This is a genomic window from Kitasatospora sp. NPDC001547 (assembly GCF_042894165.1).
Classification (GTDB): Bacteria; Actinomycetota; Actinomycetes; order Streptomycetales; family Streptomycetaceae; genus Kitasatospora.
In genome coordinates, this window is record NZ_JBIAVL010000004.1 from 552,824 (window position 1) to 574,507 (window position 21,684).

General features: G+C 75.2%; 25 protein-coding genes. 14 read left to right on the top strand and 11 right to left on the bottom strand.

Going from position 1 to position 21,684, the window contains the following annotated elements; all coding sequences use genetic code 11:
- Positions 1-19: 19 nt before the first annotated feature.
- Positions 20-676, bottom strand: coding sequence for a uridine kinase (locus tag ACFY0X_RS10650; protein ID WP_387751797.1), 657 nt, complete (start codon positions 674-676; stop codon positions 20-22).
- A gap of 210 nt (positions 677-886) precedes the next feature.
- Between ACFY0X_RS10650 and ACFY0X_RS10655 the strand changes: the two genes are divergently transcribed.
- Complete coding sequence (locus ACFY0X_RS10655) at positions 887-2,050, top strand: acyl-CoA dehydrogenase family protein (protein ID WP_387751800.1); 1,164 nt, start codon at positions 887-889, stop codon at positions 2,048-2,050.
- Between the two features lie 75 nt (positions 2,051-2,125).
- Here the strand turns inward: ACFY0X_RS10655 and ACFY0X_RS10660 are convergent, their stop codons facing one another.
- A complete protein-coding gene (locus tag ACFY0X_RS10660; protein ID WP_387751803.1) occupies positions 2,126-2,647 on the bottom strand; it encodes a hypothetical protein in 522 nt (173 codons plus the stop codon).
- Between the two features lie 229 nt (positions 2,648-2,876).
- Here ACFY0X_RS10660 and ACFY0X_RS10665 point away from each other — a divergent pair, with 229 nt between their 5' ends.
- The 5 genes from ACFY0X_RS10665 (at position 2,877) to fxsA (ending at position 8,035) form a co-directional block, all read left to right on the top strand.
- Entirely contained in the window at positions 2,877-3,317 is a 441-nt protein-coding gene (locus ACFY0X_RS10665; RefSeq protein ID WP_045694655.1) for an Lrp/AsnC family transcriptional regulator, read from the top strand.
- Between the two features lie 50 nt (positions 3,318-3,367).
- Entirely contained in the window at positions 3,368-4,975 is a 1,608-nt protein-coding gene (locus ACFY0X_RS10670) for an amidohydrolase (protein ID WP_387751806.1), read from the top strand.
- A gap of 412 nt (positions 4,976-5,387) precedes the next feature.
- Entirely contained in the window at positions 5,388-5,660 is a 273-nt protein-coding gene (locus tag ACFY0X_RS10675) for a hypothetical protein (RefSeq protein ID WP_387751808.1), read from the top strand.
- A gap of 94 nt (positions 5,661-5,754) precedes the next feature.
- Positions 5,755-7,401 carry an apolipoprotein N-acyltransferase gene (lnt, locus tag ACFY0X_RS10680; protein ID WP_387751811.1) on the top strand — a complete coding sequence of 549 codons (1,647 nt, stop codon included), beginning with the start codon at positions 5,755-5,757 and terminating at the stop codon, positions 7,399-7,401.
- Between the two features lie 55 nt (positions 7,402-7,456).
- Positions 7,457-8,035 carry an FxsA family membrane protein gene (fxsA, locus tag ACFY0X_RS10685; RefSeq protein ID WP_387751813.1) on the top strand — a complete coding sequence of 193 codons (579 nt, stop codon included), beginning with the start codon at positions 7,457-7,459 and terminating at the stop codon, positions 8,033-8,035.
- A gap of 151 nt (positions 8,036-8,186) precedes the next feature.
- On the opposite strand, the gene ACFY0X_RS10690 is transcribed toward fxsA, so the two are convergent.
- From ACFY0X_RS10690 to ACFY0X_RS10700, 3 genes are all read right to left on the bottom strand, one after another.
- Positions 8,187-8,561: an RNA polymerase-binding protein RbpA gene (locus tag ACFY0X_RS10690; protein WP_049655293.1), complete on the bottom strand. Its 375-nt coding sequence runs from the start codon at positions 8,559-8,561 to the stop codon at positions 8,187-8,189.
- Positions 8,562-8,871: 310 nt separating this feature from the next.
- Entirely contained in the window at positions 8,872-10,491 is a 1,620-nt protein-coding gene (locus ACFY0X_RS10695; RefSeq protein ID WP_387751816.1) for a hypothetical protein, read from the bottom strand.
- Positions 10,492-10,609: 118 nt separating this feature from the next.
- Positions 10,610-10,804, bottom strand: coding sequence for a hypothetical protein (locus ACFY0X_RS10700; RefSeq protein WP_188300502.1), 195 nt, complete (start codon positions 10,802-10,804; stop codon positions 10,610-10,612).
- 394 nt (positions 10,805-11,198) lie between these two features.
- Between ACFY0X_RS10700 and ACFY0X_RS10705 the strand changes: the two genes are divergently transcribed.
- From ACFY0X_RS10705 to ACFY0X_RS10720, 4 genes are all read left to right on the top strand, one after another.
- Complete coding sequence (locus tag ACFY0X_RS10705) at positions 11,199-11,615, top strand: ankyrin repeat domain-containing protein (RefSeq protein WP_387751819.1); 417 nt, start codon at positions 11,199-11,201, stop codon at positions 11,613-11,615.
- A 24-nt stretch (positions 11,616-11,639) separates the two neighbouring features.
- Positions 11,640-12,155, top strand: coding sequence for a GNAT family N-acetyltransferase (locus ACFY0X_RS10710; protein ID WP_387751821.1), 516 nt, complete (start codon positions 11,640-11,642; stop codon positions 12,153-12,155).
- A 48-nt stretch (positions 12,156-12,203) separates the two neighbouring features.
- Positions 12,204-13,292: a serine hydrolase domain-containing protein gene (locus ACFY0X_RS10715; RefSeq protein WP_387751823.1), complete on the top strand. Its 1,089-nt coding sequence runs from the start codon at positions 12,204-12,206 to the stop codon at positions 13,290-13,292.
- Positions 13,293-13,393: 101 nt separating this feature from the next.
- Positions 13,394-13,894: an NUDIX domain-containing protein gene (locus tag ACFY0X_RS10720; RefSeq protein ID WP_387751825.1), complete on the top strand. Its 501-nt coding sequence runs from the start codon at positions 13,394-13,396 to the stop codon at positions 13,892-13,894.
- Between the two features lie 7 nt (positions 13,895-13,901).
- On the opposite strand, the gene ACFY0X_RS10725 is transcribed toward ACFY0X_RS10720, so the two are convergent.
- The 3 genes from ACFY0X_RS10725 to ACFY0X_RS10735 all read right to left on the bottom strand — a co-directional run bounded on the left by ACFY0X_RS10725 (position 13,902) and on the right by ACFY0X_RS10735 (position 16,303).
- A complete protein-coding gene (locus ACFY0X_RS10725) occupies positions 13,902-14,570 on the bottom strand; it encodes a vitamin K epoxide reductase family protein (protein ID WP_387751827.1) in 669 nt (222 codons plus the stop codon).
- A gap of 90 nt (positions 14,571-14,660) precedes the next feature.
- Positions 14,661-15,476 carry a DsbA family protein gene (locus tag ACFY0X_RS10730; protein WP_387751828.1) on the bottom strand — a complete coding sequence of 272 codons (816 nt, stop codon included), beginning with the start codon at positions 15,474-15,476 and terminating at the stop codon, positions 14,661-14,663.
- Positions 15,477-15,628: 152 nt separating this feature from the next.
- Positions 15,629-16,303 (bottom strand): hypothetical protein, encoded by a 675-nt coding sequence (locus ACFY0X_RS10735; protein WP_387751830.1) that lies wholly within the window; start codon positions 16,301-16,303, stop codon positions 15,629-15,631.
- A gap of 204 nt (positions 16,304-16,507) precedes the next feature.
- Here ACFY0X_RS10735 and ACFY0X_RS10740 point away from each other — a divergent pair, with 204 nt between their 5' ends.
- Positions 16,508-17,386, top strand: coding sequence for a CHAD domain-containing protein (locus ACFY0X_RS10740; RefSeq protein WP_387751832.1), 879 nt, complete (start codon positions 16,508-16,510; stop codon positions 17,384-17,386).
- A gap of 8 nt (positions 17,387-17,394) precedes the next feature.
- Here ACFY0X_RS10740 and ACFY0X_RS10745 read toward each other — a convergent pair whose 3' ends face one another.
- The gene (locus ACFY0X_RS10745; protein WP_387751833.1) at positions 17,395-18,240 is read right to left on the bottom strand and encodes a uracil-DNA glycosylase; all 846 of its coding nucleotides are present in this window, start codon (positions 18,238-18,240) and stop codon (positions 17,395-17,397) included.
- Between the two features lie 161 nt (positions 18,241-18,401).
- Between ACFY0X_RS10745 and ACFY0X_RS10750 the strand changes: the two genes are divergently transcribed.
- Together ACFY0X_RS10750 and ACFY0X_RS10755 are read left to right on the top strand one after the other, a co-directional pair.
- Positions 18,402-19,394 (top strand): slipin family protein, encoded by a 993-nt coding sequence (locus ACFY0X_RS10750; RefSeq protein WP_387751836.1) that lies wholly within the window; start codon positions 18,402-18,404, stop codon positions 19,392-19,394.
- Positions 19,395-19,476: 82 nt separating this feature from the next.
- Positions 19,477-19,926, top strand: coding sequence for a CBS domain-containing protein (locus ACFY0X_RS10755; protein ID WP_387751838.1), 450 nt, complete (start codon positions 19,477-19,479; stop codon positions 19,924-19,926).
- Between the two features lie 104 nt (positions 19,927-20,030).
- On the opposite strand, the gene ACFY0X_RS10760 is transcribed toward ACFY0X_RS10755, so the two are convergent.
- Positions 20,031-20,441: a PaaI family thioesterase gene (locus tag ACFY0X_RS10760; protein WP_387751841.1), complete on the bottom strand. Its 411-nt coding sequence runs from the start codon at positions 20,439-20,441 to the stop codon at positions 20,031-20,033.
- 32 nt (positions 20,442-20,473) lie between these two features.
- The gene (locus ACFY0X_RS10765) at positions 20,474-21,094 is read right to left on the bottom strand and encodes a TetR/AcrR family transcriptional regulator (RefSeq protein ID WP_387751844.1); all 621 of its coding nucleotides are present in this window, start codon (positions 21,092-21,094) and stop codon (positions 20,474-20,476) included.
- Between the two features lie 71 nt (positions 21,095-21,165).
- Between ACFY0X_RS10765 and ACFY0X_RS10770 the strand changes: the two genes are divergently transcribed.
- On the top strand, positions 21,166-21,669 hold the full coding sequence (locus tag ACFY0X_RS10770) for a DUF1453 domain-containing protein (protein ID WP_387751847.1): 504 nt from the start codon (positions 21,166-21,168) through the stop codon (positions 21,667-21,669).
- Positions 21,670-21,684: the final 15 nt, after the last annotated feature.

The following is a 21,684-nucleotide window of genomic DNA, read 5'->3' on the forward strand; positions in this document are numbered from 1 at the left end:
TCCGGCGGCTGAGGAGAACCTAGATCCTGGCAATGTCGCAGGTCAAGGCGGTGGTTGAAAGTTCACCCACGGTGCCCGGGGCGATCCGTCCGGTCACTCCGTCGACCAGCGTCGCGGCATGCGGACGGCTCGGATCGGCGGCGAAATGCGCCGATTCGGCCCGGGCCCAGCCCGCCCAGAACTCGGCCAGTTCCGGACCGTCCCGCTCCTCCCCGCGCCGCCGGGCCGAGGCGGCGTCCAGCTCCATCCAGATCACCCGGGCCAGCCACGGCCGCACCGCCCGCCGGCCGGAGCCGACCCCCTCCACCAGCACCACCGGGGCGGCCGGCACCGCGGCCGTCCCCGCGAAGCGGCGCAGCGTCCAGTCGTACACCCGGTACTCGGCGTCCCGGCCGGCCGCCAGCGGCTCCAGCACCTGCTCGCGCAGCCGTCCGGTCCAGCCGAACGGCTCGCGGTGGGTGGCCAGGTCGTCGAGGTGGACCACCGGGGCGCCGCCGAGCGCCGCCGCCAGCCGTCCGGCGAAGGTGGTCTTGCCGGAGCCGGCGTGCCCGTCCACCGCGACCAGCCGCACCGGCCCGCAGGACGGCGGCAGCGCGCGCAGCTCCGCCGCGAGCGCGGTCAACCGGTTGTCCGGATCGGGCCGGAACGGGGGTGGGAAGGGTTCGGATGCAGCCACAACGTCAACCCTACGGTGCCGTAGCCCGCCACTGCGGACAGTTCATCTGTGCAGGTCGTGACGGCAGCCCGGGTTTCGGGCATACTCGCCTTCGCCACGACTGTGAACGGCCGTTCACCGCAACCCGGTGCCGGTCGGTCCGACCAGCCACACCCCGCCGGACCGGCCGACACCTCGGCCCGGCGCCCGATCGAGGAGGCGACCACCGCCATGACCCCCTCCCCTGTGAAAGCCGTGGAGCGCCAGTTGCCCAGCGAGGAGGCCCGCGAGCTGCTGAGCCTCACCCGCGACCTGGTGCAGCGCGAGCTCCAGCCGAGGGCGGCGGAGGACGAGGCCGCCGACCGCTTCCCGCGGGAGGTCTTCCGCACCCTCGGCGAGGCCGGCCTGCTCTCCCTCCCGTACGACGAGAAGTACGGCGGCGGCGAACAGCCCTACGAGGTGTACCTCCAGGTCCTGGAGGAGCTCGCGGCGGGCTGGCTGGCCGTCGGCCTCGGCGTCAGCGTGCACACCCTGTCCTGCCACGCGCTGGCCACCTTCGGCACCGACGAGCAGCGCGCGAAGTGGCTGCCCGCCATGCTCTCCGGCGAGCAGCTCGGCGCCTACTGCCTGTCCGAGCCGCAGTCCGGCTCCGACGCGGCCGCGCTGCGCACCCGCGCCGACCTCGACGGCGAGGCGTACGTGGTGAACGGCACCAAGGCCTGGATCACCCACGGCGGCCAGGCCGACTTCTACAGCGCCCTGGTGCGCACCGGCGTCGACGGCCCCAAGGGCATCAGCTGCCTGCTGGTCCCCGGCACCCAGCAGGGCCTGTCCGCGGCCCCGCCGGAGCACAAGATGGGCATGCGCTCCTCGCCGACCGCCCAGCTGCACTTCGACGGCGCCCGGGTGCCCCGCGAGCGGCTGATCGGCGAGGAGGGGCAGGGCTTCCAGATCGCGCTCGCCGCGCTGGACTCCGGCCGCCTCGGGATCGCCGCCTGCGCGATCGGCGTCGCCCAGGCCGCGCTCGACCTCGCGGTCGACTACGCGCGCACCCGGCGCCAGTTCGGCCGCCCGATCGCCGAGTTCCAGGGCCTGTCCTTCATGCTCGCCGACATGGCCACCCAGATCGAGGCCGGCCGCGCGCTCTACCTCTCCGCCGCGCGCCTGAAGGACGCCGGCCGGCCGTTCTCCAAGGAGGCGGCGATGGCCAAGCTGTTCTGCACCGACACGGTGATGCGGGTGGCCACCGACGCCGTCCAGGTGCTCGGCGGCTACGGCTACACCCAGGACTTCCCGGCCGAGCGCTTCATGCGCGAGGCGAAGGTCCTGCAGATCGTCGAGGGCACCAACCAGATCCAGCGGCTGGTGATCGGCCGCCACCTCACGAAGGCCTGACGCCTTCCTCCCACACGGCCTCCGGCCGTCACTCCAGGGTGCGGAGTGACGGCCGGAGGCGTTCCCGGCGGGCTGTCAGCTCGCCTTGGCGGTACGCGTGGCCAGCGCCGCACGACGGCGGCGCTGCTCCGGGATGGCGGCCCGCAGCGCGGTGACCGTCGGTACGGCGGGCGCCACCGGGGCGGCCCCGGCGACCGCGGCGAGCCGCACCGGCCGGTGCGCGACGGCGTGCGAGAACGGCTGGGTGCGCCAGTCCAGCCCGCTCGGGAGCTTGAACAGCGTGGCGAACCCGGCCGGTTCGGCGTCCTCCGGGGCCTCGACCTCGGCCAGGTCGTCCGTCGGCGCGCCCGAACCCGGGCAGAGCGCGGGGGCGAAGGGGTTCCAGGCGGTCGGCAGCAGCGCGTGCTGCGGCAGCCGGTCCTCGTCCGCCACCAGGGCGATCGGACGGCGGCACTCGGGGCAGTTGACCCGGAAGACGTCCCAGTTCTCCGCCTCGCCGGGGTCGCTGCCCGGCACGAGGTCGACCGCGAGGCCCTCGCGGCCGGTCGGATCGTCGGTCTCGTCGGAGCCCAGCACACGCTGGTCAGTAGCAGGCATGAGGATCCCCCTAGGATCGGGCCCGGCGTGGTCGTCCAGGGCCACAACCAGCACTTCCCTGCGATCCGGACTCATAATCCTGCGGTCACGTGCACCGTGATGCACCGGGTGTGTCCTTGGCCACACCGGATGCCACATTCACCCGGCATGTGCCCGCCCGGCACCTGCGGTCCCTCGCCGTGACACCGCGTGCGCCCCCCGTGCTCCCGACCGGGTAGGTTTGCGCACTGTGGAGGATCTCGACCAACGCATCGTCCAGCTGCTCCTCGAGGACGGCCGGATGAGCTACACGGACCTGGGCAAGGCCACCGGCCTGTCCACCTCGGCGGTGCACCAGCGGGTGCGCCGCCTCGAACAGCGCGGGGTGATCCGCGGCTACACCGCGATCATCGACCCCGACGCCGTCGACCTGGCGCTGACCGCGTTCATCTCGGTCAAACCCTTCGACCCGAGCGCCCCGGACGACACCCCGGAGCGGCTGGCCGGCCTGCCCGAGATCGAGGCCTGCCACAGCGTCGCCGGCGACGAGAACTACATACTCAAGGTCCGGGTCGGCGCCCCCGGCGACCTGGAGGACCTGCTCGCCCGCATCCGCAGCGCCGCCGGCGTCTCCACCCGCACCACCGTCGTCCTGTCCACCCCCTACGAGGCGCGCCCCCCGAAGCTCTGAACCGCGGGCCGGTCGCCGCGGGGCGACCGGTGACGTGCAGACTTGGCGGCATGACCGAACGCACCCCCCGGACCGTCCTGCTGCGCGGCGGCGCCGTCTACAGCCCCGCCGACCCCTTCGCCACCGCGATGCTCGTGGAAGGCGGGCACGTCGCCTGGGTCGGCAGCGACGGCGCCGCCGAGGCGTACGCCGCGACCGCCGACGAGGTCGTCGAGCTGGACGGCGCCCTGGTCACCCCCGCCTTCGTGGACGCCCACGTGCACGCCACCGCCACCGGCCTGGCGCTCACCGGCCTCGACCTCACCGGCAGCCCCTCGCTGGCCGCCGCCCTGGCCGCCGTCACCGCCTTCGTCGACGCCCGGCCCGAGCCCGGCGGGGTGCTGATCGGCCACGGCTGGGACGAGACCGGCTGGCCCGAGGGCCGCCCGCCCACGCTCGCCGAACTCGACGCCGCCGCCCGCGGCGCCGCGCTCTACCTCTCCCGCACCGACGTGCACTCCGCGCTCGCCACCACCGCGCTGCGCGCCCTCACCGAGGGCCTGGCCGAGGCGCCCGGCTTCGACCCCGAGGGCCCGCTCACCAAGGACGCCCACCACGCCGTCCGGCAGACCGCGCTGGCCCGGCTCACCCCCGAGCAGCGCCGCCGCGCCCAGCGCGCCACCCTCGCCCGCGCCGCCGAGCTCGGCATCGGCGCCCTGCACGAGTGCGCCGGCCCGGAGATCTCCTCGGAGGCCGACCTGGCCGCCCTGCTGGCCCTGGCCGCCGACGGCGAGGGGCCCGAAGTCTTCGGCTACTGGGGCGAGTTGGGCGGTGTCGAGACCGCCCGCAGGCTCGGCGCGGTGGGCGCCGGCGGGGACCTCTTCGTGGACGGCGCGCTCGGCTCGCGCACCGCCTGCCTGCACGCCCCGTACGACGACGCCGAGCACACCGGCACCGCCTACCTGACCGCCGAGCAGGTCGCCGACCACGTCGCCGCCTGCACCGAGGCCGGGCTCCAGGCCGGGTTCCACGCCATCGGCGACGCGGCCGTCGCAGCGGTCCTCGACGGTGTCCGGGCGGCCGGCGCCCGGGTCGGCGCCGACCGGGTCAAGGCCCTGCGCCACCGCGTCGAACACGCCGAGGCCCTGGACGACAAGGCGGTCGCCGCCTTCGCCGAACTCGGCCTGACCGCCTCCGTCCAGCCCGCCTTCGACGCCGCCTGGGGCGGCCCGGACGGCATGTACGTCCAGCGCCTGGGCGCCGAGCGGGCGGCCGCCCTCAACCCCTTCGCCGCGCTGCTGCGGGCCGGCGTCCCGCTGGCCTTCGGCTCGGACGCCCCGGTCACCCCGCTCGACCCCTGGGGCACCGTCCGCGCGGCCGCCTTCCACCGGACCCTGGACCACCGGATCTCGGTGCGGGCCGCCTTCACCGCCCACACCCGCGGCGGCTGGCGCGCCGTCGGCCGGGACCAGGACGGCGTGCTGGTCCCCGGCGCGGTCGCCAGCTACGCGATCTGGGCGGCCGGCGACCTGGTCGTCCAGGCCCCCGACTCCCGGGTGGCCGGCTGGTCCACCGACCCGCGCTCCGGCACCCCCGGGCTGCCCGACCTCACCCCCGGCCACCCGCTGCCGACCTGCCTGCGCACCGTGGTCCGCGGCCGCACCGTCTACCAGCGCTGAAACCCCGTGGAACGGCGGGCCGCCGGACCCTAGGGTCTCCACCATGACCGAACTGGTGCCCGCCGACTTCACCGTCCCGCGCGAACTGCTCGCCCCGGAGTTCCGCCTCGAACCCCTGGGCGAGCAGCACAACACCTCCGACCACGCCGCCTGGACATGGGGGTCTCCGGCGGGGAGCACCGGGGGCGCGACGCCGGGGCACGCACCTCGCCGCGTTGTCGTCGGTCGCCAATGGCCCCCAGCCTCCGGCCGGGAGGTGCCCCCACCGCAGTGGCTCCCTCCTCCGCCTTGCGATGCACGCACCCCAACGCCGCACCCTGATCCGGCGGTCCCCACCGGAAACCCCCGCAGCATCGCCCACATCCGCTCCACCCCCGGCTGGGCCGGCCGCCACTGGCCGCCCCTCGACGGGATGCCCCTGGAGCGCAACCGCGACGACCTGCGCCGCCACGCCGCCGACTTCGAGGCCCGTACCGGCTTCACCTACACCGTCCTGGAGCCGGACCGCGACGAGGTGATCGGCTGCGTCTACATCTATCCGGACCGCGAGGACCCGTCCGCGGTCTCGGTCAGCTCCTGGGTCCGGGCCGACCGGGCCCACCTTGACGCCCCGCTGTACCGCGCCGTCTCCGACTGGCTCGCCCGGCACTGGCCCCTGCGGGAGGTCCGCTACGCCCCGCGCTGACCCGCTACCACCCTGACCTCACGGGCCGCCGACGTTCCGGGGTACCTTCTTCGCACAGCGTCCGAACAGCAAGCCCCAGGAAGATGGTGCGCCGGTGGCCACTCCCGTCACCCAGGAACGGCCCGAGGCCGTCCCCGAGCCGCCGGAGCCGGCGCCCCGACCGAGCCGCGGAGCCCGGGCGCTCGCCAAGGTCCGCGCCGGGCTTCCCCGCACCGGCCTCGCCGCCCTGGCCGGCCTGCTGCTCGCCCTCGCCTTCCCGCCGTACGACCTGTGGCCGCTGTCGCTGCTCGGCGTCGCCGCGCTCTCGCTGCTCACCCGGGGCCGCACCTTCCGCCAGGGCCTGTGGACGGGCTTCGCCTTCGGCCTGCCGTTCTTCCTGATGCTGCTCAGCTGGCTGCGGGTGGTCGGCTGGGACGCCACGATCGGCCTGTCCGTCGTGGAGGCGCTGTTCCTGGCCGTGCTCGGCGGCGCCCTGGCCGTCACCTCCCGGCTGCCCGGCTGGCCGCTCTGGGCGGCCTGCCTGTGGATCACCCAGGAGTGGGCCCGCGACCGGCTGCCGCTCGGCGGCTTCCCCTGGGGCCGGCTCGCCTTCGCCAACACCGCCACCCCGTACACCCCGCTGGCCGCGCTCGGCGGCGCGCCGCTGGTGACCTTCGCGGTCGCCCTCTCCGGCACCCTGCTGGCCTGGGCCGCGCTGCGGCTGCGCGGGCCCGGCAGGGCCCCGGTCGCGGCCGCGCTGGCGGCGCTCGGCGCGGTGGCCGCCCTGCTGGCGGGCTACCTCGTCCCGGTGCCCACGGCCGCCGCCGACACCGTCAAGGTCGCCATCGTCCAGGGCAACGTGCCCAACCCGGGCATGGACTTCCTGGGCCGTCCGATGATGGTCCTCAACAACCACGCCTCGGCCACCGAGCGGCTCGCCGCCGACATCGGGGCGGGCAGGGCCGAGCGCCCCGACATCGTGATCTGGCCGGAGAACTCCTCCGACCTGGACCCGTTCAGCGACCCACTGGCCCGCCGGCGGATCGACCAGGCGGTCAAGGCGATCGGCGTGCCCACCCTGGTCGGCACCCTGGTGGACGGCCCGGACGCGCAGCACGTCCAGAACGAGGGCATCGTCTGGGACCCGGCCACCGGCCCCGGCGCCTCCTACACCAAGCAGCACCCCGTCCCGTTCGGCGAGTACGTCCCCTTCCGCGCCCAGCTGATGAAGGTGATCACCCGCCTGCAGAGGGTCGCCCGGGACTTCTACCCCGGCGACCACAACGGCGTGATGCAGCTCGGCCCGGCCAGGATCGGCGACGTGATCTGCTTCGAGGTCGCGTACGACGAGATCGTCCGCGACACCGTGGACAGCGGCGCGAGGGTCCTGGTCGTCCAGACCAACAACGCGACCTACGCCCGGACCGGCCAGCCCGAGCAGCAGCTGGCGATGAGCCGGCTGCGGGCCGTCGAGCACGGCCGGGCGGTGCTGATCGCCGCCACCAGCGGCATCAGCGCGGTGATCGGCCCGGACGGCGGCGTCCAGCAGCGCACCGAGGAGCTGACCGCGGCCGAGCTGTCGGCCACCGTCCCGCTGCGCGACGGCACCACGGTGGCCGACCGGGTCGGCGCCGCCCCGGAGTGGACGCTGGCCGTCGGCGGCCTGCTGGCCTGCGGCGCGGCGGTGCTGGTCGGACGCCGCCGGAAGGCACCGGCCGGAACACCGGCCGGGCCGGAATCGTTGGACCAGGTGGTGCCGTAGCCGGCCCGGACCTCCCGTGCGGCGCGCAGAGCACCGCTTGGAGTGGATTCGTACCGTGACCCAGCAAGCTACCCCCACCCGTCCGGCCCCGCGTAGCAGGCTCCGCCGGGTGCTGCCGCTGCTGATGACCGCCTGGCTGGTGCTGGAGATCTGGCTGCTGGTCCAGGTCGGCTCGTGGCTGGGCGGTCTCACCGTCGTGCTGCTGCTCGTCGCGGGCGGCCTGATCGGCGGCTCGCTGATCAAGCGGGCCGGGGCGAAGGCCCTGTCGGCGGCGATCGAGCAGAGCAGGAACCCGCAGTCCGAGCAGCCCCAGACCGGCACCAGCATGACGGTGCTGGCCGGCCTGCTGCTGATCGTCCCCGGCTTCCTGTCGGACCTGGTCGCCCTGACCCTGCTATTCCCGCCCACCCGGGCGCTGTGGCGGGCGGTCGGGCGCCGGGTCGCGGACAAGGCGCTGCGCAGCGCCACCGTGGCCGGCACCGATCCGCTCGCGGACGCGATGCGGCTCCAGGAGCAGCTGCGCATCCACCGCCCGGACGGCAAGGTGATCCAGGGCGAGGTCCTGGACCCGGAGTCCGGCCCGCGCGGCCCGCAGGGGCCGGACACCACCCACCGGCCGCCGATCGGGGGCTGACCCGACCGTTCCACCGGCCGCCCGGGGCACATCCGTCCCGGGCGGTCCGGCGTACCGGGGCGGTTTCGACGGACAGCTCGGAGAACGCGAAAGGGACCCTGGTGACCAGGGTCCCTTTTCGCGTCCTCCCGCTCGTGGCGGGAGCGAGGTGTCAGGCGCTCTTACGGGTGTCCCGCGGGTGCACCGCGAGGTTCATCCCACCGGAGCGGAGCACGGCCAGCCGCTCGGCCAGCACCTCCTCCAGCTCCTCGCGCGTCCGGCGCTCCATCAGCATGTCCCAATGGGTGCGCGTCGGCTTGATCTTCTTCTCCTCCGGCTCGTCGCCGTCGAGAAGTGCCGCCTCCTGGCCGCAGAAGCGGCATTCCCAGGTCGCGGGGATCTCCGCCTCGACCGAGAAAGGAACCTCGAAACGGTGTCCGTTCTGACATGCGTACTCGACGGTCTGGCGGGGAGCCAGATCGATACCACGGTCGGTCTCGTAGCTAGTGGCCCCGAGTCGCGTGCCGCGGAGAGCTCGCTCGCTCATGAATCGTGCCTCCCGGGCTTATGGCCCACAGGACTAGTGGTCGCTGTTCTTCGTCGTTCGGTCAACGCTCGGCTTCCGACGAAGATTCCCGTCCCGGGACATGCGTCGTCTGTAGTGCCGCCCCTGTTTGTACCCACCTGCGCCCGATTTGTCACATCTGGCCGGTGATATCACCCCAGGTGTCACCTATTTCACATCTGGTGATCGTGCGGGCTTTCTGTGACGAGCGTACCGGGACGGGATTCCGGAGCGGGTGCCGACCCCGGCCGAGGGCGGCGGAACCGGCCCTCGACCGGGGCCGGTCCGGCCGTCAGGAGATCGGACGCGAGCGGATCATCGGCTCGTCCTTGGCCAGGTCGACCGGGCGGGCCGGCGCGGCCGGATCGGCCGCGGGCACGGCCGGCGGGCAGTCCGGGCGGGGCGGCACGGCGGGGGCGGCCGCCTCGGTGCGGGTGTCCCGGTGCGGCAGCAGGGCGATCACCGCGTCCCGCAGCGGGGCCGGGGCCTCGTCGTCGAGCGGGTCGACGGTGGTGGGCACCTGGAGCCGCACCGGGGTGCCGTTGCCGATCCGGGCGTAGCCGCGGCCGACCGGGGCGTGGACGGCGGGCACGATGTCCAGCGGCGCGCCGAGCGCGTCGTGCCCCTCGTCCGGGCCGGCCGGGCCGAGCACCACGCGGGCCCGGGTGGTGGCGCGGACGGTGGCGGTGAGCCGGTGCCGGGCCTGCAGGTCGTCGGCGACCACCACGGTGACCCGGGCGGCCCGGCCGTGCCGCAGCGGGAGCTCCAGCAGGTCCTGCGGGTCCGGGCGGCCCTCGGCCTGGGCGAGCTCGCTCAGCTCGGTCGGGTGGTCCAGCAGCAGCCACAGCGGCCGGGTGACGTCCTCCGGCGGGGCGCCGCCCGCGTGCCGGGCGGCGTTGAGCGCGGCGAGCCGGCGCTCGGTCTCGCCGACGGCCCACTCCAGCGCGGCCAGCGCGCCGTGCAGGCTGGTCTCCACGGTGTGCACGCCGGGCCGGTTGACCAGGCAGGCGTGCTCCCCGGTGCCCGCGCCGTCGACCACCACCAGGTCGCCGTACGGCAGGGCCTGGAGCGCGATCGAGCGCAGCAGGCTGGAGGTGCCGTAGCCGGTGACGCCGAGCACCAGCAGGTGCGGCTCGGCGGAGCGCGGGCCGGTGCGCCAGACCACCGGCGGCTGCTGGACGGTCGTGCCGCCCCGGGTGACCGGGATGGTCCGGGCGGTGCCGCCCTCGTCGGTGAAGCCCAGCACGACCTCGCCGGGGGCCGCCACGAAGCGCTGGGCGACGATGTCGGTGGGCAGCGGGGCGAGCGCGGCGATCCGCAGCCGGTTGGACTCCTCGTCCCAGTCGAAGCGGTACTCGCGGGCCCGGCCGGCCTTGCCCTGCACCACCTGCTCGATCCGGGCCCGGGCGGCCGGCTCGGTGTCGGTGAAGTAGGCGGGGTAGGTCAGTTCCAGCCGGGACAGCCGGCCCTCGCCGTCGAACTCCCAGTCGCTGAAGGCGTTCTTGTAGCCGCCCTCGAAGTGGTACAGCGGGTTGGCGTCCTCGGGCCCGCACAGGTACGGGGTGAGCGCCGCGTAGAGGGCGCCGAGCTTGACGTCGGCGACGTCCGGGGCGGGCTGCGCGGGCGCCGCCCGGGGGGCCCGGCCGGCCCAGGCGGCGCTGGCCATCAGGGCGATCAGAGCGAAGAGCAGCCCGTGCGGCAGCAGGTAGACGCCGATCAGCAGGGCGGCGGTGAGGAACAGCGTCGGGCCGCGGCGCTCCTTCGGGGTGTCCTGCCAGCGGGACCTGGCCCAGTCGACGTGGTGGCGCAGGCCGCGGCCGATGACGGAGAGCGGGGCGAACATGTCGGAGGCGTGGTCCCCGGCGGTCCGGGCGATCGCGCGGCCCTTGCTGAGGTGGCGGTGGAGCGGCATTCCTTGACTCCCCGGGCGGTGGGACGGGAGGGGGCGGAGGTGGGGTACGACGGGGCCCGGGGGCGGTGGGATCCGCGCCCGGGCCGGTACGGGGAGGGGTGGGGGTGGGAGTCAGGACCTAGAACCTGATGCCGCTGAGCAGGCTGGCGAGGCTGGCGCCGCCCGCGGTGATGCTCGGTGCGATCGAGGAGCCGGCGATGTAGAAGCCCAGCAGGGCGCAGACGATGGCGTGGGAGACCTTCAGTCCGTCCCGGCGGAAGAAGAGGAAGGCGATGGTGCCGAACAGGACGATGCCGGAAATCGAGAGGATCATGTTCCGCTCCTCAGGAAGGTGGGGACAAGCAGGGGTGTTACGGTAAGCGCATTAATCGTGACAAAAAGTAATAGATGATGGAACGGCGCAAATGGGTGGTTCTGCCGTTCGAGACCGTTCCGTCGGCCGGGTGGCGTCGGCGCGCCGGCCGGGGTGGGGCCTGGCGTCGCGGGATTCGGTGGGCCGAGGCATTCCCGCTCGGCGGGCGGGAAGTTTCCGGGGGGTCCGGGAAGTTCCCTCGAATGGCTGCGCGGCGCGCGCGGCCGCGTGTCGTCGCGGGCGCGGGCCGTCATCCGGATTCCGGAGGCCGGCTGGCCCGTTCCGGCACCGGCCGCTACCGTGCCCTGGCGCAGCCCCGAGACCGCCCGACGACCGACCGGAAAGGCCGCCCACCATGACCGACGCCGCCAGCCAGCAGCCCGCCGACGCCCCCGACGCCGAGGTGGTCGCGCTCGCCGGGAAGCTCTTCGACGCCGCCCGGGCCGGGGAGACCGACACCCTGTCCGGCTACCTGGACGCCGGCGCCCCGGCCGACCTCACCAACGGCCGCGGCGACACCCTGATCATGCTCGCCGCCTACCACGGCCACGCCGCCACCGTCGCGGAGCTGCTCCGGCACGGCGCCGACCCGAACCTCGTCAACGACCACGGCCAGACCCCGCTGGCCGGCGCCGTCTTCAAGGGCGCCACGGACGTGCTCGACGTGCTGCTGGCCGGCGGCGCCGACCCGCGGGCCGGCGCCCCGAGCGCCGTGGACACCGCCCGGATGTTCGGCAAGGACGACCTGGTCGCCCGGTTCGAGGCCCGCTGAACGGGGACCGTAGGCTCTTCCGACATGAGCACCAGCACCGCCCAGGAAACCGGCACCGTCGAGTTCCGCATCACCGGCTACGCCCACCCCGACGCCCAGGCGCTCTCGGCGGAGGTCCAGCAGGAGTACGTGCGCCGCTACGGCGACCCGGACGAGACCGTCATGCACCCGGAGGACTTCGAGGCGCCGGCCGGCCTGTTCATGATCGCCTACCTGGACGGCCGGCCGGTCGCCTGCGGCGGCTGGCGGGCCAAGCAGGCCGGCCCGGACGACCTGCGCGACGGTGACGTCGAGCTGAAGCGGATGTTCGTGGTCCCCGAGGCCCGGGGCCGCGGCCTGGCCCGGGCGGTGCTGGGCCGCCTGGAGCGGACCGCGGCCGAGGCCGGGCGCACCCGCGTCGTCCTGGAGACCGGCACCGAGCAGCCCGAGGCCGTCGCGCTGTACCGGTCCGAGGGCTACGCCCCGATCCGGAAGTTCGGCATCTACAAGGACCACCCGCAGAGCATCTGCCTCGGCAAGGAACTGGCTCCGGCGGTCTGACCCGCGCTCGCGCGGGGAAGGCTCCCGTCGGCCCGAAGGGGGAGACGGATGAGTCACCGGCAAGCCGGACCCGGCGCACCCGGAGCCGACCGGCTCCCCACCCTGGCCGCGCCCGGCGGGGAGTTGGACCGGCTCGTCGGGGACGGCGCGCGCACCCTCGGGGCGGGCGCCGTCTGGGCCGTCGGCGAGGCCGACGGCACGCTCGGCGGCGGCAGCCACGGCGTGCTCGGGCAGGGGCCGTACGCGCGGCTGCGGCCCGGGCCGGACACCCTGTACGACCTCGCCAGCCTCACCAAGGTCGTCGCGCTCTGGCCCTGCGCCGGGGTGCTGCGGCAGACCGGCCGACTGCCCCTGGACGAGCCGCTCGGCCGCTGGTGGCGGCCGGCCGCAGGCCTCCCCGCCGGCGAGGTGACGGCCCGTCAACTCCTCGCCCACACCGCCGGGATGCTCCCGTACACCCGCTTCGAGGAGCTCTACGGGCGCGACCCCGCGGCGATCCGGGCCGGGGTCCTCGCCGCCCCGCTGCACCGCCCGCCGGGCACGGCCGTCGAGTACACCGACCGGGCCGCCGTGCTGCTCACCCACCTGGTCGAGGACCTCGGCGGCGCCCCGCTGGACGAGCTCGCCGCGCGCTGGGCCTGGCGGCCGCTCGGCATGGCCGACACCCGGTACGGCCCGCTCGACGCCGCGTCCGCCGGCCGGGCCGCGCCCACCGAGTACGACGAGGGCGTCGGCGGCCACCTGCGCGGCGTCGTCCACGACCCGTCCGCCCGGCTGCTCGGCGGCGTCTCCGGCAACGCCGGGGCCTTCTCCACCGCCCGCGACCTCGCCCGCTTCCTCACCGCGCTGCTCGCCCCGCCGCCCGCACTGCCCTGGGGCGGCGCGTGGATCGGGGAGTCGCTGCGCGAGCAGACCGGCGGCCTCGCCCCCGCCCGCGGCCTGTCCTGGCTGTGCGCCCCCGGCACCGACCCGGCCGAGGGCACCTTCGTCCACTACGGCTTCACCGGCACCGGCTTCTGGGTCTCCCGGCGGCTCGGCCGCTGGGCGCTGCTGCTCACCAACAAGGTGCACTACGACCGGGGCGTCCAGCGGCTGACCGAGCTGCGCAACGCCTTCCGGCGGGCCGTCTTCGGATAGGCCCCCGGCACTCCTTCGGGTGGATTCGGCGCGAACCGCCGTTTCGCGGGCCGCGACCGCGGCAGATTGTCCCCGAGGCGGCGGTCGGCGGAGGAGGCGCGATGACGGACACCTGGGCACTCTCGGAGGAGGAGTGGCTCGCCGGCATGGTGCGCGCCTACGTCGGGTGCAGCGTGCTGCTGACCGACGAGGCGGGCAGGATCCTGCTGCTGAAGGCCAGTTACCGCGACCAGTGGCAGTTCCCCGGCGGCGGGATGGACCCGGGGGAGGGGCCCGCCGAGTGCGCGGCCCGCGAACTGTACGAGGAGACCGGCCTGTCGGCCGGGCCGCTGCGGCTGCTGGTGGTGGAGTGGCGCGACGCGATCCCCGACCAGGGCGAACACGCCCACCCCGCCGTGCAGTTCATGTTCGACGGCGGGACGGTCGCGGCCGGGGCGGTGGTCCGGGCGCAGGCCGAGGAGGTCGCCGACCACGGGTACTTCACCCCGGCCCAGGCGGCCGTCCTGCTGCAGCCGGGTGCGGCGCGCCGGCTCACCGGGGCCCTGGAGGCCCGGCGGACCGGCGCCGCCGCACTGCTGCACTCGCCCGGGTACGTCGGATGACGGGAGGTCAGAGGAGGGTGCTCCAGTAGTACCAGAACCGGTTGAGGACCATCAGCGCGATCACCGCGGCCCACAGCACCGGCAGCGCCCAGTGGTACCGCGCCACCTCCCGGACGACCACCCGCAGCCGCGGGCCCACCGGGACGACGCCCGAGCGCAGGTTGTGCAGCGTGGTGTACCAGAACAGCGAGACCACCGTCGCCCACACCACCATGCAGTACGGGCAGAGCGCGCCGATGTCGTACAGCGCCTGGTAGACCAGCCAGTGCGCGAACACCACGCCCAGCGCGGTGCCCGCGTTCAGCCCCAGCCAGAACCAGCGCCGGTAGGCGGCCCCGGCGAGCAGCCCCGCGCCGATCGCCGTCAGCGCGCCGAAGGCGGCCAGCCCGAGCAGCGGGTTCGGGAAGCCGAAGACCTCGGCCTGCTCGGTGCGCATCACCGAGCCGCAGCTGATCACCGGGTTGATGTTGCAGCTGGGGACGTAGGAGGGGTTCTCCAGGATGCGGAGCTTGTCGAAGGTCAGGACGGCCGAGGCGGCCAGCCCGACCAGCCCGCCGAGGAACAGCAGGAGGGCGAGGGCGCGGCTCGCGCCGACCGGGGCCCGGCCGGTGCCGTCGCCGGGGGCGTCGTCGTCGGGGGCGGAGCGGGACAGGTGCACGGGGGTAGCGGCGGTCATGGCAGCACACTCCGGTGGCTGGCTTGGAGGAGCCGGCCCGGCCGGGGATCGGCCGGGCCGGGTGGTGCCGGTACGGGTGCGGGACGCGGCTTACTGGAGGCCGGCCGCCTGCTTCACCTGCGCGGTGAACTGCTCCGGCGGGACCACGGCGTTGCCGGCGAACAGGGTGATCTGCTTGCCGTCCACCTTGACGGTCGGAGTGCCGGTCACCCCGCTGTCGTTGAACGCGTCGGAGACCTTGGCCGCCCACGGGGCGTAGGTCCGGTCGGTCACCGCCTTCACGAAGGCGTCCGTCTTCAGACCGGGCACCTGGCCGGCCAGGTCCAGGAGGTGGTCGACGTCGCCGAAGCCGTCCTCGCGCTCGTCCGGCTGGTTGGCGTACAGCACGTCGTGGAACGCCTTGAACTTGTCCACGCCCTCGTTCAGCGCGGCGCCGACGGCGGCCAGCGCGGTGCGCGAACCCTTGCCGCCGAGGTTCTTGTCCAGGAACGCCGCCAGGTGGAATTCCACCTTGATCCGGCCGTCCTCGGTGAGCTTCCTGACGGTCTCGCCGTTCGCCGCCTCGAAGTGCTTGCAGACCGGGCAGCGGAAGTCCTCGTAGATCGCCATGGTGTGCGGCGCGTCGGCCTTGCCGTAGGTGACCACCGTGCCGTCCGGGCCGGAGGCGTTGGCCGGCACGACCAGCGGCGCCGAGGCGGCGGCGGAGGAGGCCTTGTCGTCCTTGCCCGAGGCCGAGTTGACCGCGAGGGCGACGCCGCCCGCGAGGGCCAGGACGACGACGGCCGAGACCGTCACCACGATCCGCTGCCGGCGCTTGGCGGCCTGCTGCTCGCGGCGCTGCGCCTCCTGGATCCGCTCACGGGCACTGATGCGCTTGGCCTGCTGCTTGCTGGGGGCCTGAGCCATGGGGAAGTCAACTCCTGTACGCGGCGCGCGGGTGCGCGCGGGAAGCCGCACCTGGTGCGGCGGGTTCGGGGAACGCGGGAGTCGTGCGCACTGCCTGCGGGCGCACCGGGCCGTCCGGCCGGGCACGCGGGAGGATCGAGCGGGAGGGGCGATCAGCAGGCAGGCGCGAGGGCGGGCGGGCCGCGCCGGGGCGCCGGGCTCAGCACCACGTCCTCGCGGCGCGGCCGCGGACGGTCCGACACCGGCAGCGGCACCCGCAGCACCGGGCGCACCGGAGCCGGGAGCAGCAGGACGACCAGGGCGCGCAGCGGGCCGGCCAGCGACTCGCGCAGCGCGCGCAGCGCCCGGGCCAGGGAGGACAGGGCGGCGTCGCCCATCCGCAGCCAGGCCGACGCGGCCAGGGCGATCACCAGGTGCACCAGCAGGAGCAGCAGCTGGGTCGCGGCGGGGGCCAACTGCCCGGCGTGGCCCAACGGGCCGCTCAGCAGCGAGCCGTCCACCGAACCGCCGCCACAGACCAGCAGGTTCACGCCGCGGGCGGGCACCTGACCGGTCAGCACCGGCGAACAGCCGGCCTGGCCCAGGTTGAAGGTGGTGTTGAGCAGCAGCTCGACCGGCACCATCACGCCGGAGATGTGCAGCAGCCGCCGCTCCCCGCCGGCCAGCACGGCCGCGACCAGGAAGACGACGGCACCGGCCGTGGCCACCAGCGACAGCGGCAGCGGGCGGCCGGTGATGACCACCTGGCCCAACGCGGCCATCGGCACGGCGAGCGCGGTGAACACCGCGGCCCGCAGGGCCCTGGTCGCACTGGAGGAGGTCGTCACGCTCCGGAGTATGCCATGGCGCCCGCATCCGGCACGAGGGCCCGTAGGTCCCTGGCCCGGCTGACGCGCGTTCAGTAGCCTGCGAGGTCGCCCGCGAGCCCGCCGGCCCGGCCGCTTCCGACGAGCGCTGCGGGGGCGGCAGCGGCGGTGCGCGGACTAGCCTGGAAGGCGTTCCCGCTGACCCGACGAGGGGAGCGAGCGCCGATGGCGAAAGCCGGGACCACGGTCGGGCAGGTGCTGATGGCCCGCATCGAGGCGCAGGCCGTGCTGCTGGCCGGCCTGGACGACGCCGTCCGGGCGGACGAGCCGGACGCCGTGCACCGGATGCGGGTCGCCTGCCGGCGGCTGCGCAGCGCCCTGCGGTCCTTCCGGCGGCTGTTCGTGCCCGGCGCCACCGAGGACCTGGTGGTCGAGCTGCGCTGGCTCGCCGGCGCGCTCGGCAGGGCCCGCGACCACGAGGTGCTGGCCGAGCGGCTGGCCGCCGAGGCCCGCCGGCTGCCCGCCGCCTGCGAGCCGGGGCGGGTCGCCGCCGCGCTGGAGCGGTGGGGCCGGGCCGAGTACCGGGAGGTCCGGTCCGAGGTGGTCGCCGCCGTCGACAGCCCCCGCCGCCGGGCGCTCGGCGAGGCCCTTGCCGTCCTGCTCGCCGACCCGCCGCTGCGCCCGCGCGCCGCCCGCGACGCCGGCCCGGAGCTCTCCCGGATCGCCGCCCGCGAGCAGCGCCGCACCGCCGAACGCGTCCGCACCGCCCTCGCCGCCGGCCCCGAGCAGCGGGACCACGCCCTCCACCAGGCCCGCAAGGCGGCCAAGCGCGCCCGCTACGCCGGTGAGACCGCCGTCCCGGCGGTCGGCGCCCGGGCCGAGCGCTACGTCCGGCGGATGAAGGCCGTCCAGGAGGCGCTGGGCGAACACCAGGACGCCGTGGTCGCCGCGGGCACCCTCGCCGCCCACGCGGCCGACGGCGGCGAGCCGTTCGGCTACGGCGTCCTGTACGGCGGCCGGCTGGCCGTCGCGGAGGCCGCCCGGCGACGGCTGCCGGACGTCTGGCGGCGGGCGGCCGGACGGAAGCTCGCCCGGTTCGACTGACCGGGGCCTCAGCGGGGGTCGAGCCCCGCCGAGCGGGCCGCCTCGCGCAGCAGCTCCCGGAGCATCGCGGTGGTCAGCCGGCCGGTGTTCGTGTTGCGCGGGCTCACGTGGTAGCAGCCGTACATCCGCAGCTCCGGGCCGCCGTCGCGGGCCGGGAAGGCGGCCAGGGCGGCGTGGCCGAAGGCGGGGCGGGGACGGGGGACCTGCCAGCCGGCGTCCGCGATCACCGGCAGCATCGCCTGCCAGGCGAAGCCGCCGAGGGCGACGACGGTGCGCACCGTGGGGCGCATCAGCTCCAGTTCCCGGGTGATCCAGGGCCGGCAGGTGTCGCGCTCGGCGGTGCTGGGCCGGTTGTCGGGCGGGGCGCAGCGGACCGGGTCGGTGATCCGCACGCCGAACAGCTCCAGGCCGTCGCCGTGGCGGACGGACTCGGGGCGGTTGGCGAGCCCGAGCTCGTACAGGGAGGCGTAGAGCAGGTCGCCGGAGGGGTCGCCGGTGAAGATCCGGCCGGTGCGGTTGGCGCCGTGGGCGGCGGGGGCGAGGCCGACCAGGACGAGCGGGGCGTCCGGCGGGCCGAAGCCGGGGATGGGGCGGGCCCAGTAGTCCCAGTCCAGGTAGGCGCGGCGCTTGGTCCGGGCGGTCTCCTCGCGCCACTCGACCAGGCGGGGGCAGGCGCGGCAGCCGGTGACGACGCGGTCCAGCGCGGCGGTTCCGCCGGCCCGGGCGGCGGCCGCGGCGGGGTGGCGGGGGTCGTCGGGGTCGTCGGCGGGCCCGTCCGCGGCTGCGTCCGCGGGTGCGTCCGCAGGTTCGTCGGCGGGCTCGTCGGAGGGGGAGGGCACGGCCACGGTCGGCATGGCCCCGATCCTAACCAGCCGGGGCCCCGGGGGGCCGGGGGACGTTCCGGGGCGGGCCGGGCAGGCGTAGCGTGGAACCAGTTGCTCCGGCGGTCCCCGGCCGGTCCGGGTCGGCGGCGGCCGGACGCGCCGGTGTGCGCGCAGGCCGCGAGGAGGCCGCGATGATCGTCGATGCGGTGCTGGGTGCCGTCGGAGGGCTCGTCGGCCTGGGGGCGATCTGGGCGGGCATGAGCATCAGGGTCGTCCAGCAGTTCCAGAAGGGCGTGGTGTTCCGCTTCGGGAAGGTGCGCGACGAGGTGCGCGATCCCGGGCTGGTGGCGCTGCTGCCGATCGCGGACCGGCTGCGCAAGGTGAACGTGCAGATCGTGACGATGCCGATCCCGGCGCAGGAGGGCATCACCCGGGACAACGTGACCGTGCGGGTGGACGCGGTGGTCTACTTCCGGGTGCTGGACCCGGTGAAGGCCACCGTCAACGTCCAGGACTACAACTTCGCGATCTCCCAGGTCGCGCAGACCTCGCTGCGCTCGATCATCGGCAAGAGCGAGCTGGACGACCTGCTGGCCAACCGGGAACCGATCAACCAGGGGCTGGAGTTGATGATCGACAGCCCGGCGCTGGGCTGGGGCATCGAGATCGACCGGGTGGAGATCAAGGACGTCGCGCTGCCGGAGTCGATGAAGCGCTCGATCGCCCGGCAGGCGGAGGCCGAGCGGGAGCGGCGGGCCCGGATCATCACGGCGGACGGCGAGTACCAGGCCTCGGAGCGGCTGTCGGAGGCCGCGGCGGTGATGAGCGCGACCCCGGCCGCGCTCCAACTGCGGCTGCTGCAGACCGTGGTGGAGGTGGCCGCGGAGAAGAACTCGACGCTGGTGCTGCCCTTCCCGGTGGAGCTGCTGCGCTTCCTGGACAGCGCGACGGAGGTCCAGCAGCGGAACCTGCTGACGGCCGCGGCGGCCGCGGCCGGGGCGAAGGCCGCGGAGGAGGCGGTGGAGAGCGGCGAGGTCCCGGAGGAGGAGCTGGAACCGGACCATACCAAGCACGAACTGCCGCCCCTGGAAGAGGTGTTGGAGCACTTGCCGGTGGACCGTCCGGAGCCGCCGGACGGCCGGCCCGGGCGCGACGGCCGGGAAGCGACGGCCGGGGAGGAGTGAGCGGACCGGGCCCCGGTGGCGTCGGCCACCCGCCCGGACCAGGATGGACGAGGGGAAGGGAAGCCAGGTCAGGAGGCGGACCATGACCAGAGCCAGCGACATCATGCACCCGGGCGCGGAGTGCGTCCGCGAGCACGAGACGCTCGCGGCCGCAGCCCGGATCATGCGGGAACGGCATGTGGGCGCGCTGCCCATCTGCGGGCCGGGCGACAAGCTGGTGGGCATCGTGACCGACCGCGACATCGTGCTGCGCTGCGTCGCCGAGGGCCGTGACCCGGCGTCGGTGACGGCGGGCGACCTGGCGCAGGGGCGGCCGATGACGGTGGAGGCGGACGAGGACTGCGAGCAGGTGCTGCGGGTGATGGAGCAGTACCAGGTGCGCCGGCTGCCGGTGATCAACCACCCGGAGCACAAGCTGGTCGGCATGATCAGCGAGGCGGACATCGCGCGCGGCCTGCCGCAGGCGCGGGTCGCCGAGTTCGTCTCGGCGGTCTGTGCGGAGGAGGCGCCCGCGGGGGCGGCCCAGGGCTGAACCCGCCGTACCCACGCGGCCCCCGCCCCCGGCACCGCACCGGGCGGGGGCTGCGGCCGCGCCGGTCGGCCGGGGCGGGACGAGGAGGCCGGGGGCCGGCCGGCTCACCCCAGGGCGTAGACGGCGGTGGCGTGGGCGGCGGGGTCCTCGTCGCCCTCGGGGGCGAGGGCGACGTCGAGGAAGGCGATCCGGCGGCCGAGCTTGGTGATCCGGGCGTGCACCAGGACGTCCCGGTCGAGGACCGCGCGCTGGAAGCTGGTGGACTGCTGGACGGTGGTCATCGGGCCGAAGCCGCCGCGGGCCGATGCGACGGCGATCACGCAGGCCGTGTCGGCGGCGGCCATCAGCGCCTGGCCGGACAGGGCGCCGCCCTCGCGGGCGAGCCGGTCGGACCAGGGCAGCCGCAGGACGGCGTGGCGCTCGCCGGCCTCGACGGTCGACAGGCCCAGGGCCTGCACCCAGGGCGCGAAGTGGTCGGCGAGGACCTGGTCCGCCGCGGCGGTGGTGAGGGTCATCGCGCCATTGTGCCGGGCGTGTCGGCGCGGTGTCAGCAGGCCGGCGCGGCCAGGGCGTCGAGGTGGCGGCGCAGCACCGCGCGCAGCTCGTCCGGCCCGACCAGGTCGGGGTGCTGGACGGCCTGGAGGGTGAGTCCGTCCAGCAGGGCGGAGAGCCGGCGGGTCTCGACGGCGAGGTCGAGCCCGGGGGCCAGGCGGCCGGAGCGCTCGGACTCGACGAGGACGCGCCGGACCAGGTCGTCGAGGCCGGCCTGCAGCTCGGCGGCGCGGGGCCGCAGCTCGGGCCGGGTGCGGGCGGCGGTGACGAAGGACAGCCAGAGCGCGGACTCCTCCCGGCGCTCGGCGTCCAGCGGGAGGGTCTCGGCGAGCAGCCCGGCGACCAGCTCGCGCCGGTCGGCGCCGGGGGCCGGGTCGAGCAGGGCGGCGGCGTGGACCCGGACGCGGGCCTCGATCCGCCGGGCCAGCTCGCGCATCGCGAAGATCATCAGCTCCGAGCCGCCGGCGAAGTAGTGCCGCACCGAGCCGACGGCCAGTCCGGCCTCCTCGGCGACGTTGCGCAGCGAGGCGTGCTCCAGGCCCTCCCGGGCCGCGACGCGCAGCACGGCGTCGGCGACGGCCTGGCGGCGTTCGGCGGGGTCGACGATCTTCGGCATGTTGCCGTTATAGCACGGGCGAGCTAAATTGCTGATTTAGCACGGTCGAGCCATAAAAACCGGGGGAGTGGATGAACGGCTGGGTGTACGCGGGGCTGGTCGCCGTCGTGGTCGTGGTGGTGGTGATCCGGCGGCTGCGCGGCGAACCGCTCAACGCGCGGGACCTCTTCGGCGCGCCGGTGGTGCTCACCGGGCTCGGCGGGTGGACGGTCGCCCAGCGGCCCGGCCTCCGGGTGTCGGACTACGGCTGGATCGCGGCGGGCGCCGTGCTCGGCGTCGCGCTGGGGGCGGTGCGCGGCGCCACCATCCGGGTCTACGAGCGTGAGGGCGTGCTGTGGCAGCGCTACACCGGGCGCACCTTCCTGGTCGCGGCGCTCTCGCTGGCCGTGATGGCCGGCTTCGCCGCGCTGGCCGGGTACTACGGCCTGGCCCCGGACGCCCGGCCGGTCCAGCTGTCGATCGGGGTGGGCTTCCTGGGAGAGGCCCTGGTGGTGGGCTGTCGGGGAGTCGTTTCGGGTGTCCCGTTCGCGCCCGAGCGGCGGGGTGCGAGCCCGCTGGACCGACTTCGTCGGTAACTCTGGTTGTCAATG

Bases quoted from the DNA above. Each gene is read 5' to 3' on its own strand.
- ACFY0X_RS10760 (WP_387751841.1), bottom strand. From the start codon at position 20,441: ATGACCCTCACCACCGCCGCGGCGGACCAGGTCCTCGCCGACCACTTC.
- ACFY0X_RS10705 (WP_387751819.1), top strand. From the start codon at position 11,199: ATGACCGACGCCGCCAGCCAGCAGCCCGCCGACGCCCCCGACGCCGAG.
- ACFY0X_RS10670 (WP_387751806.1), top strand. From the start codon at position 3,368: ATGACCGAACGCACCCCCCGGACCGTCCTGCTGCGCGGCGGCGCCGTC.
- ACFY0X_RS10745 (WP_387751833.1), bottom strand. From the start codon at position 18,240: ATGCCGACCGTGGCCGTGCCCTCCCCCTCCGACGAGCCCGCCGACGAA.
- ACFY0X_RS10710 (WP_387751821.1), top strand. From the start codon at position 11,640: ATGAGCACCAGCACCGCCCAGGAAACCGGCACCGTCGAGTTCCGCATC.
- ACFY0X_RS10740 (WP_387751832.1), top strand. From the start codon at position 16,508: ATGGCGAAAGCCGGGACCACGGTCGGGCAGGTGCTGATGGCCCGCATC.
- ACFY0X_RS10655 (WP_387751800.1), top strand. From the start codon at position 887: ATGACCCCCTCCCCTGTGAAAGCCGTGGAGCGCCAGTTGCCCAGCGAG.
- ACFY0X_RS10770 (WP_387751847.1), top strand. From the start codon at position 21,166: ATGAACGGCTGGGTGTACGCGGGGCTGGTCGCCGTCGTGGTCGTGGTG.
- ACFY0X_RS10765 (WP_387751844.1), bottom strand. From the start codon at position 21,094: ATGCCGAAGATCGTCGACCCCGCCGAACGCCGCCAGGCCGTCGCCGAC.
- ACFY0X_RS10695 (WP_387751816.1), bottom strand. From the start codon at position 10,491: ATGCCGCTCCACCGCCACCTCAGCAAGGGCCGCGCGATCGCCCGGACC.
- ACFY0X_RS10690 (WP_049655293.1), bottom strand. From the start codon at position 8,561: ATGAGCGAGCGAGCTCTCCGCGGCACGCGACTCGGGGCCACTAGCTAC.
- ACFY0X_RS10750 (WP_387751836.1), top strand. From the start codon at position 18,402: ATGATCGTCGATGCGGTGCTGGGTGCCGTCGGAGGGCTCGTCGGCCTG.
- ACFY0X_RS10660 (WP_387751803.1), bottom strand. From the start codon at position 2,647: ATGCCTGCTACTGACCAGCGTGTGCTGGGCTCCGACGAGACCGACGAT.
- ACFY0X_RS10720 (WP_387751825.1), top strand. From the start codon at position 13,394: ATGACGGACACCTGGGCACTCTCGGAGGAGGAGTGGCTCGCCGGCATG.
- ACFY0X_RS10715 (WP_387751823.1), top strand. From the start codon at position 12,204: ATGAGTCACCGGCAAGCCGGACCCGGCGCACCCGGAGCCGACCGGCTC.
- ACFY0X_RS10755 (WP_387751838.1), top strand. From the start codon at position 19,477: ATGACCAGAGCCAGCGACATCATGCACCCGGGCGCGGAGTGCGTCCGC.
- ACFY0X_RS10730 (WP_387751828.1), bottom strand. From the start codon at position 15,476: ATGGCTCAGGCCCCCAGCAAGCAGCAGGCCAAGCGCATCAGTGCCCGT.
- ACFY0X_RS10675 (WP_387751808.1), top strand. From the start codon at position 5,388: ATGCCCCTGGAGCGCAACCGCGACGACCTGCGCCGCCACGCCGCCGAC.
- ACFY0X_RS10725 (WP_387751827.1), bottom strand. From the start codon at position 14,570: ATGACCGCCGCTACCCCCGTGCACCTGTCCCGCTCCGCCCCCGACGAC.
- ACFY0X_RS10700 (WP_188300502.1), bottom strand. From the start codon at position 10,804: ATGATCCTCTCGATTTCCGGCATCGTCCTGTTCGGCACCATCGCCTTC.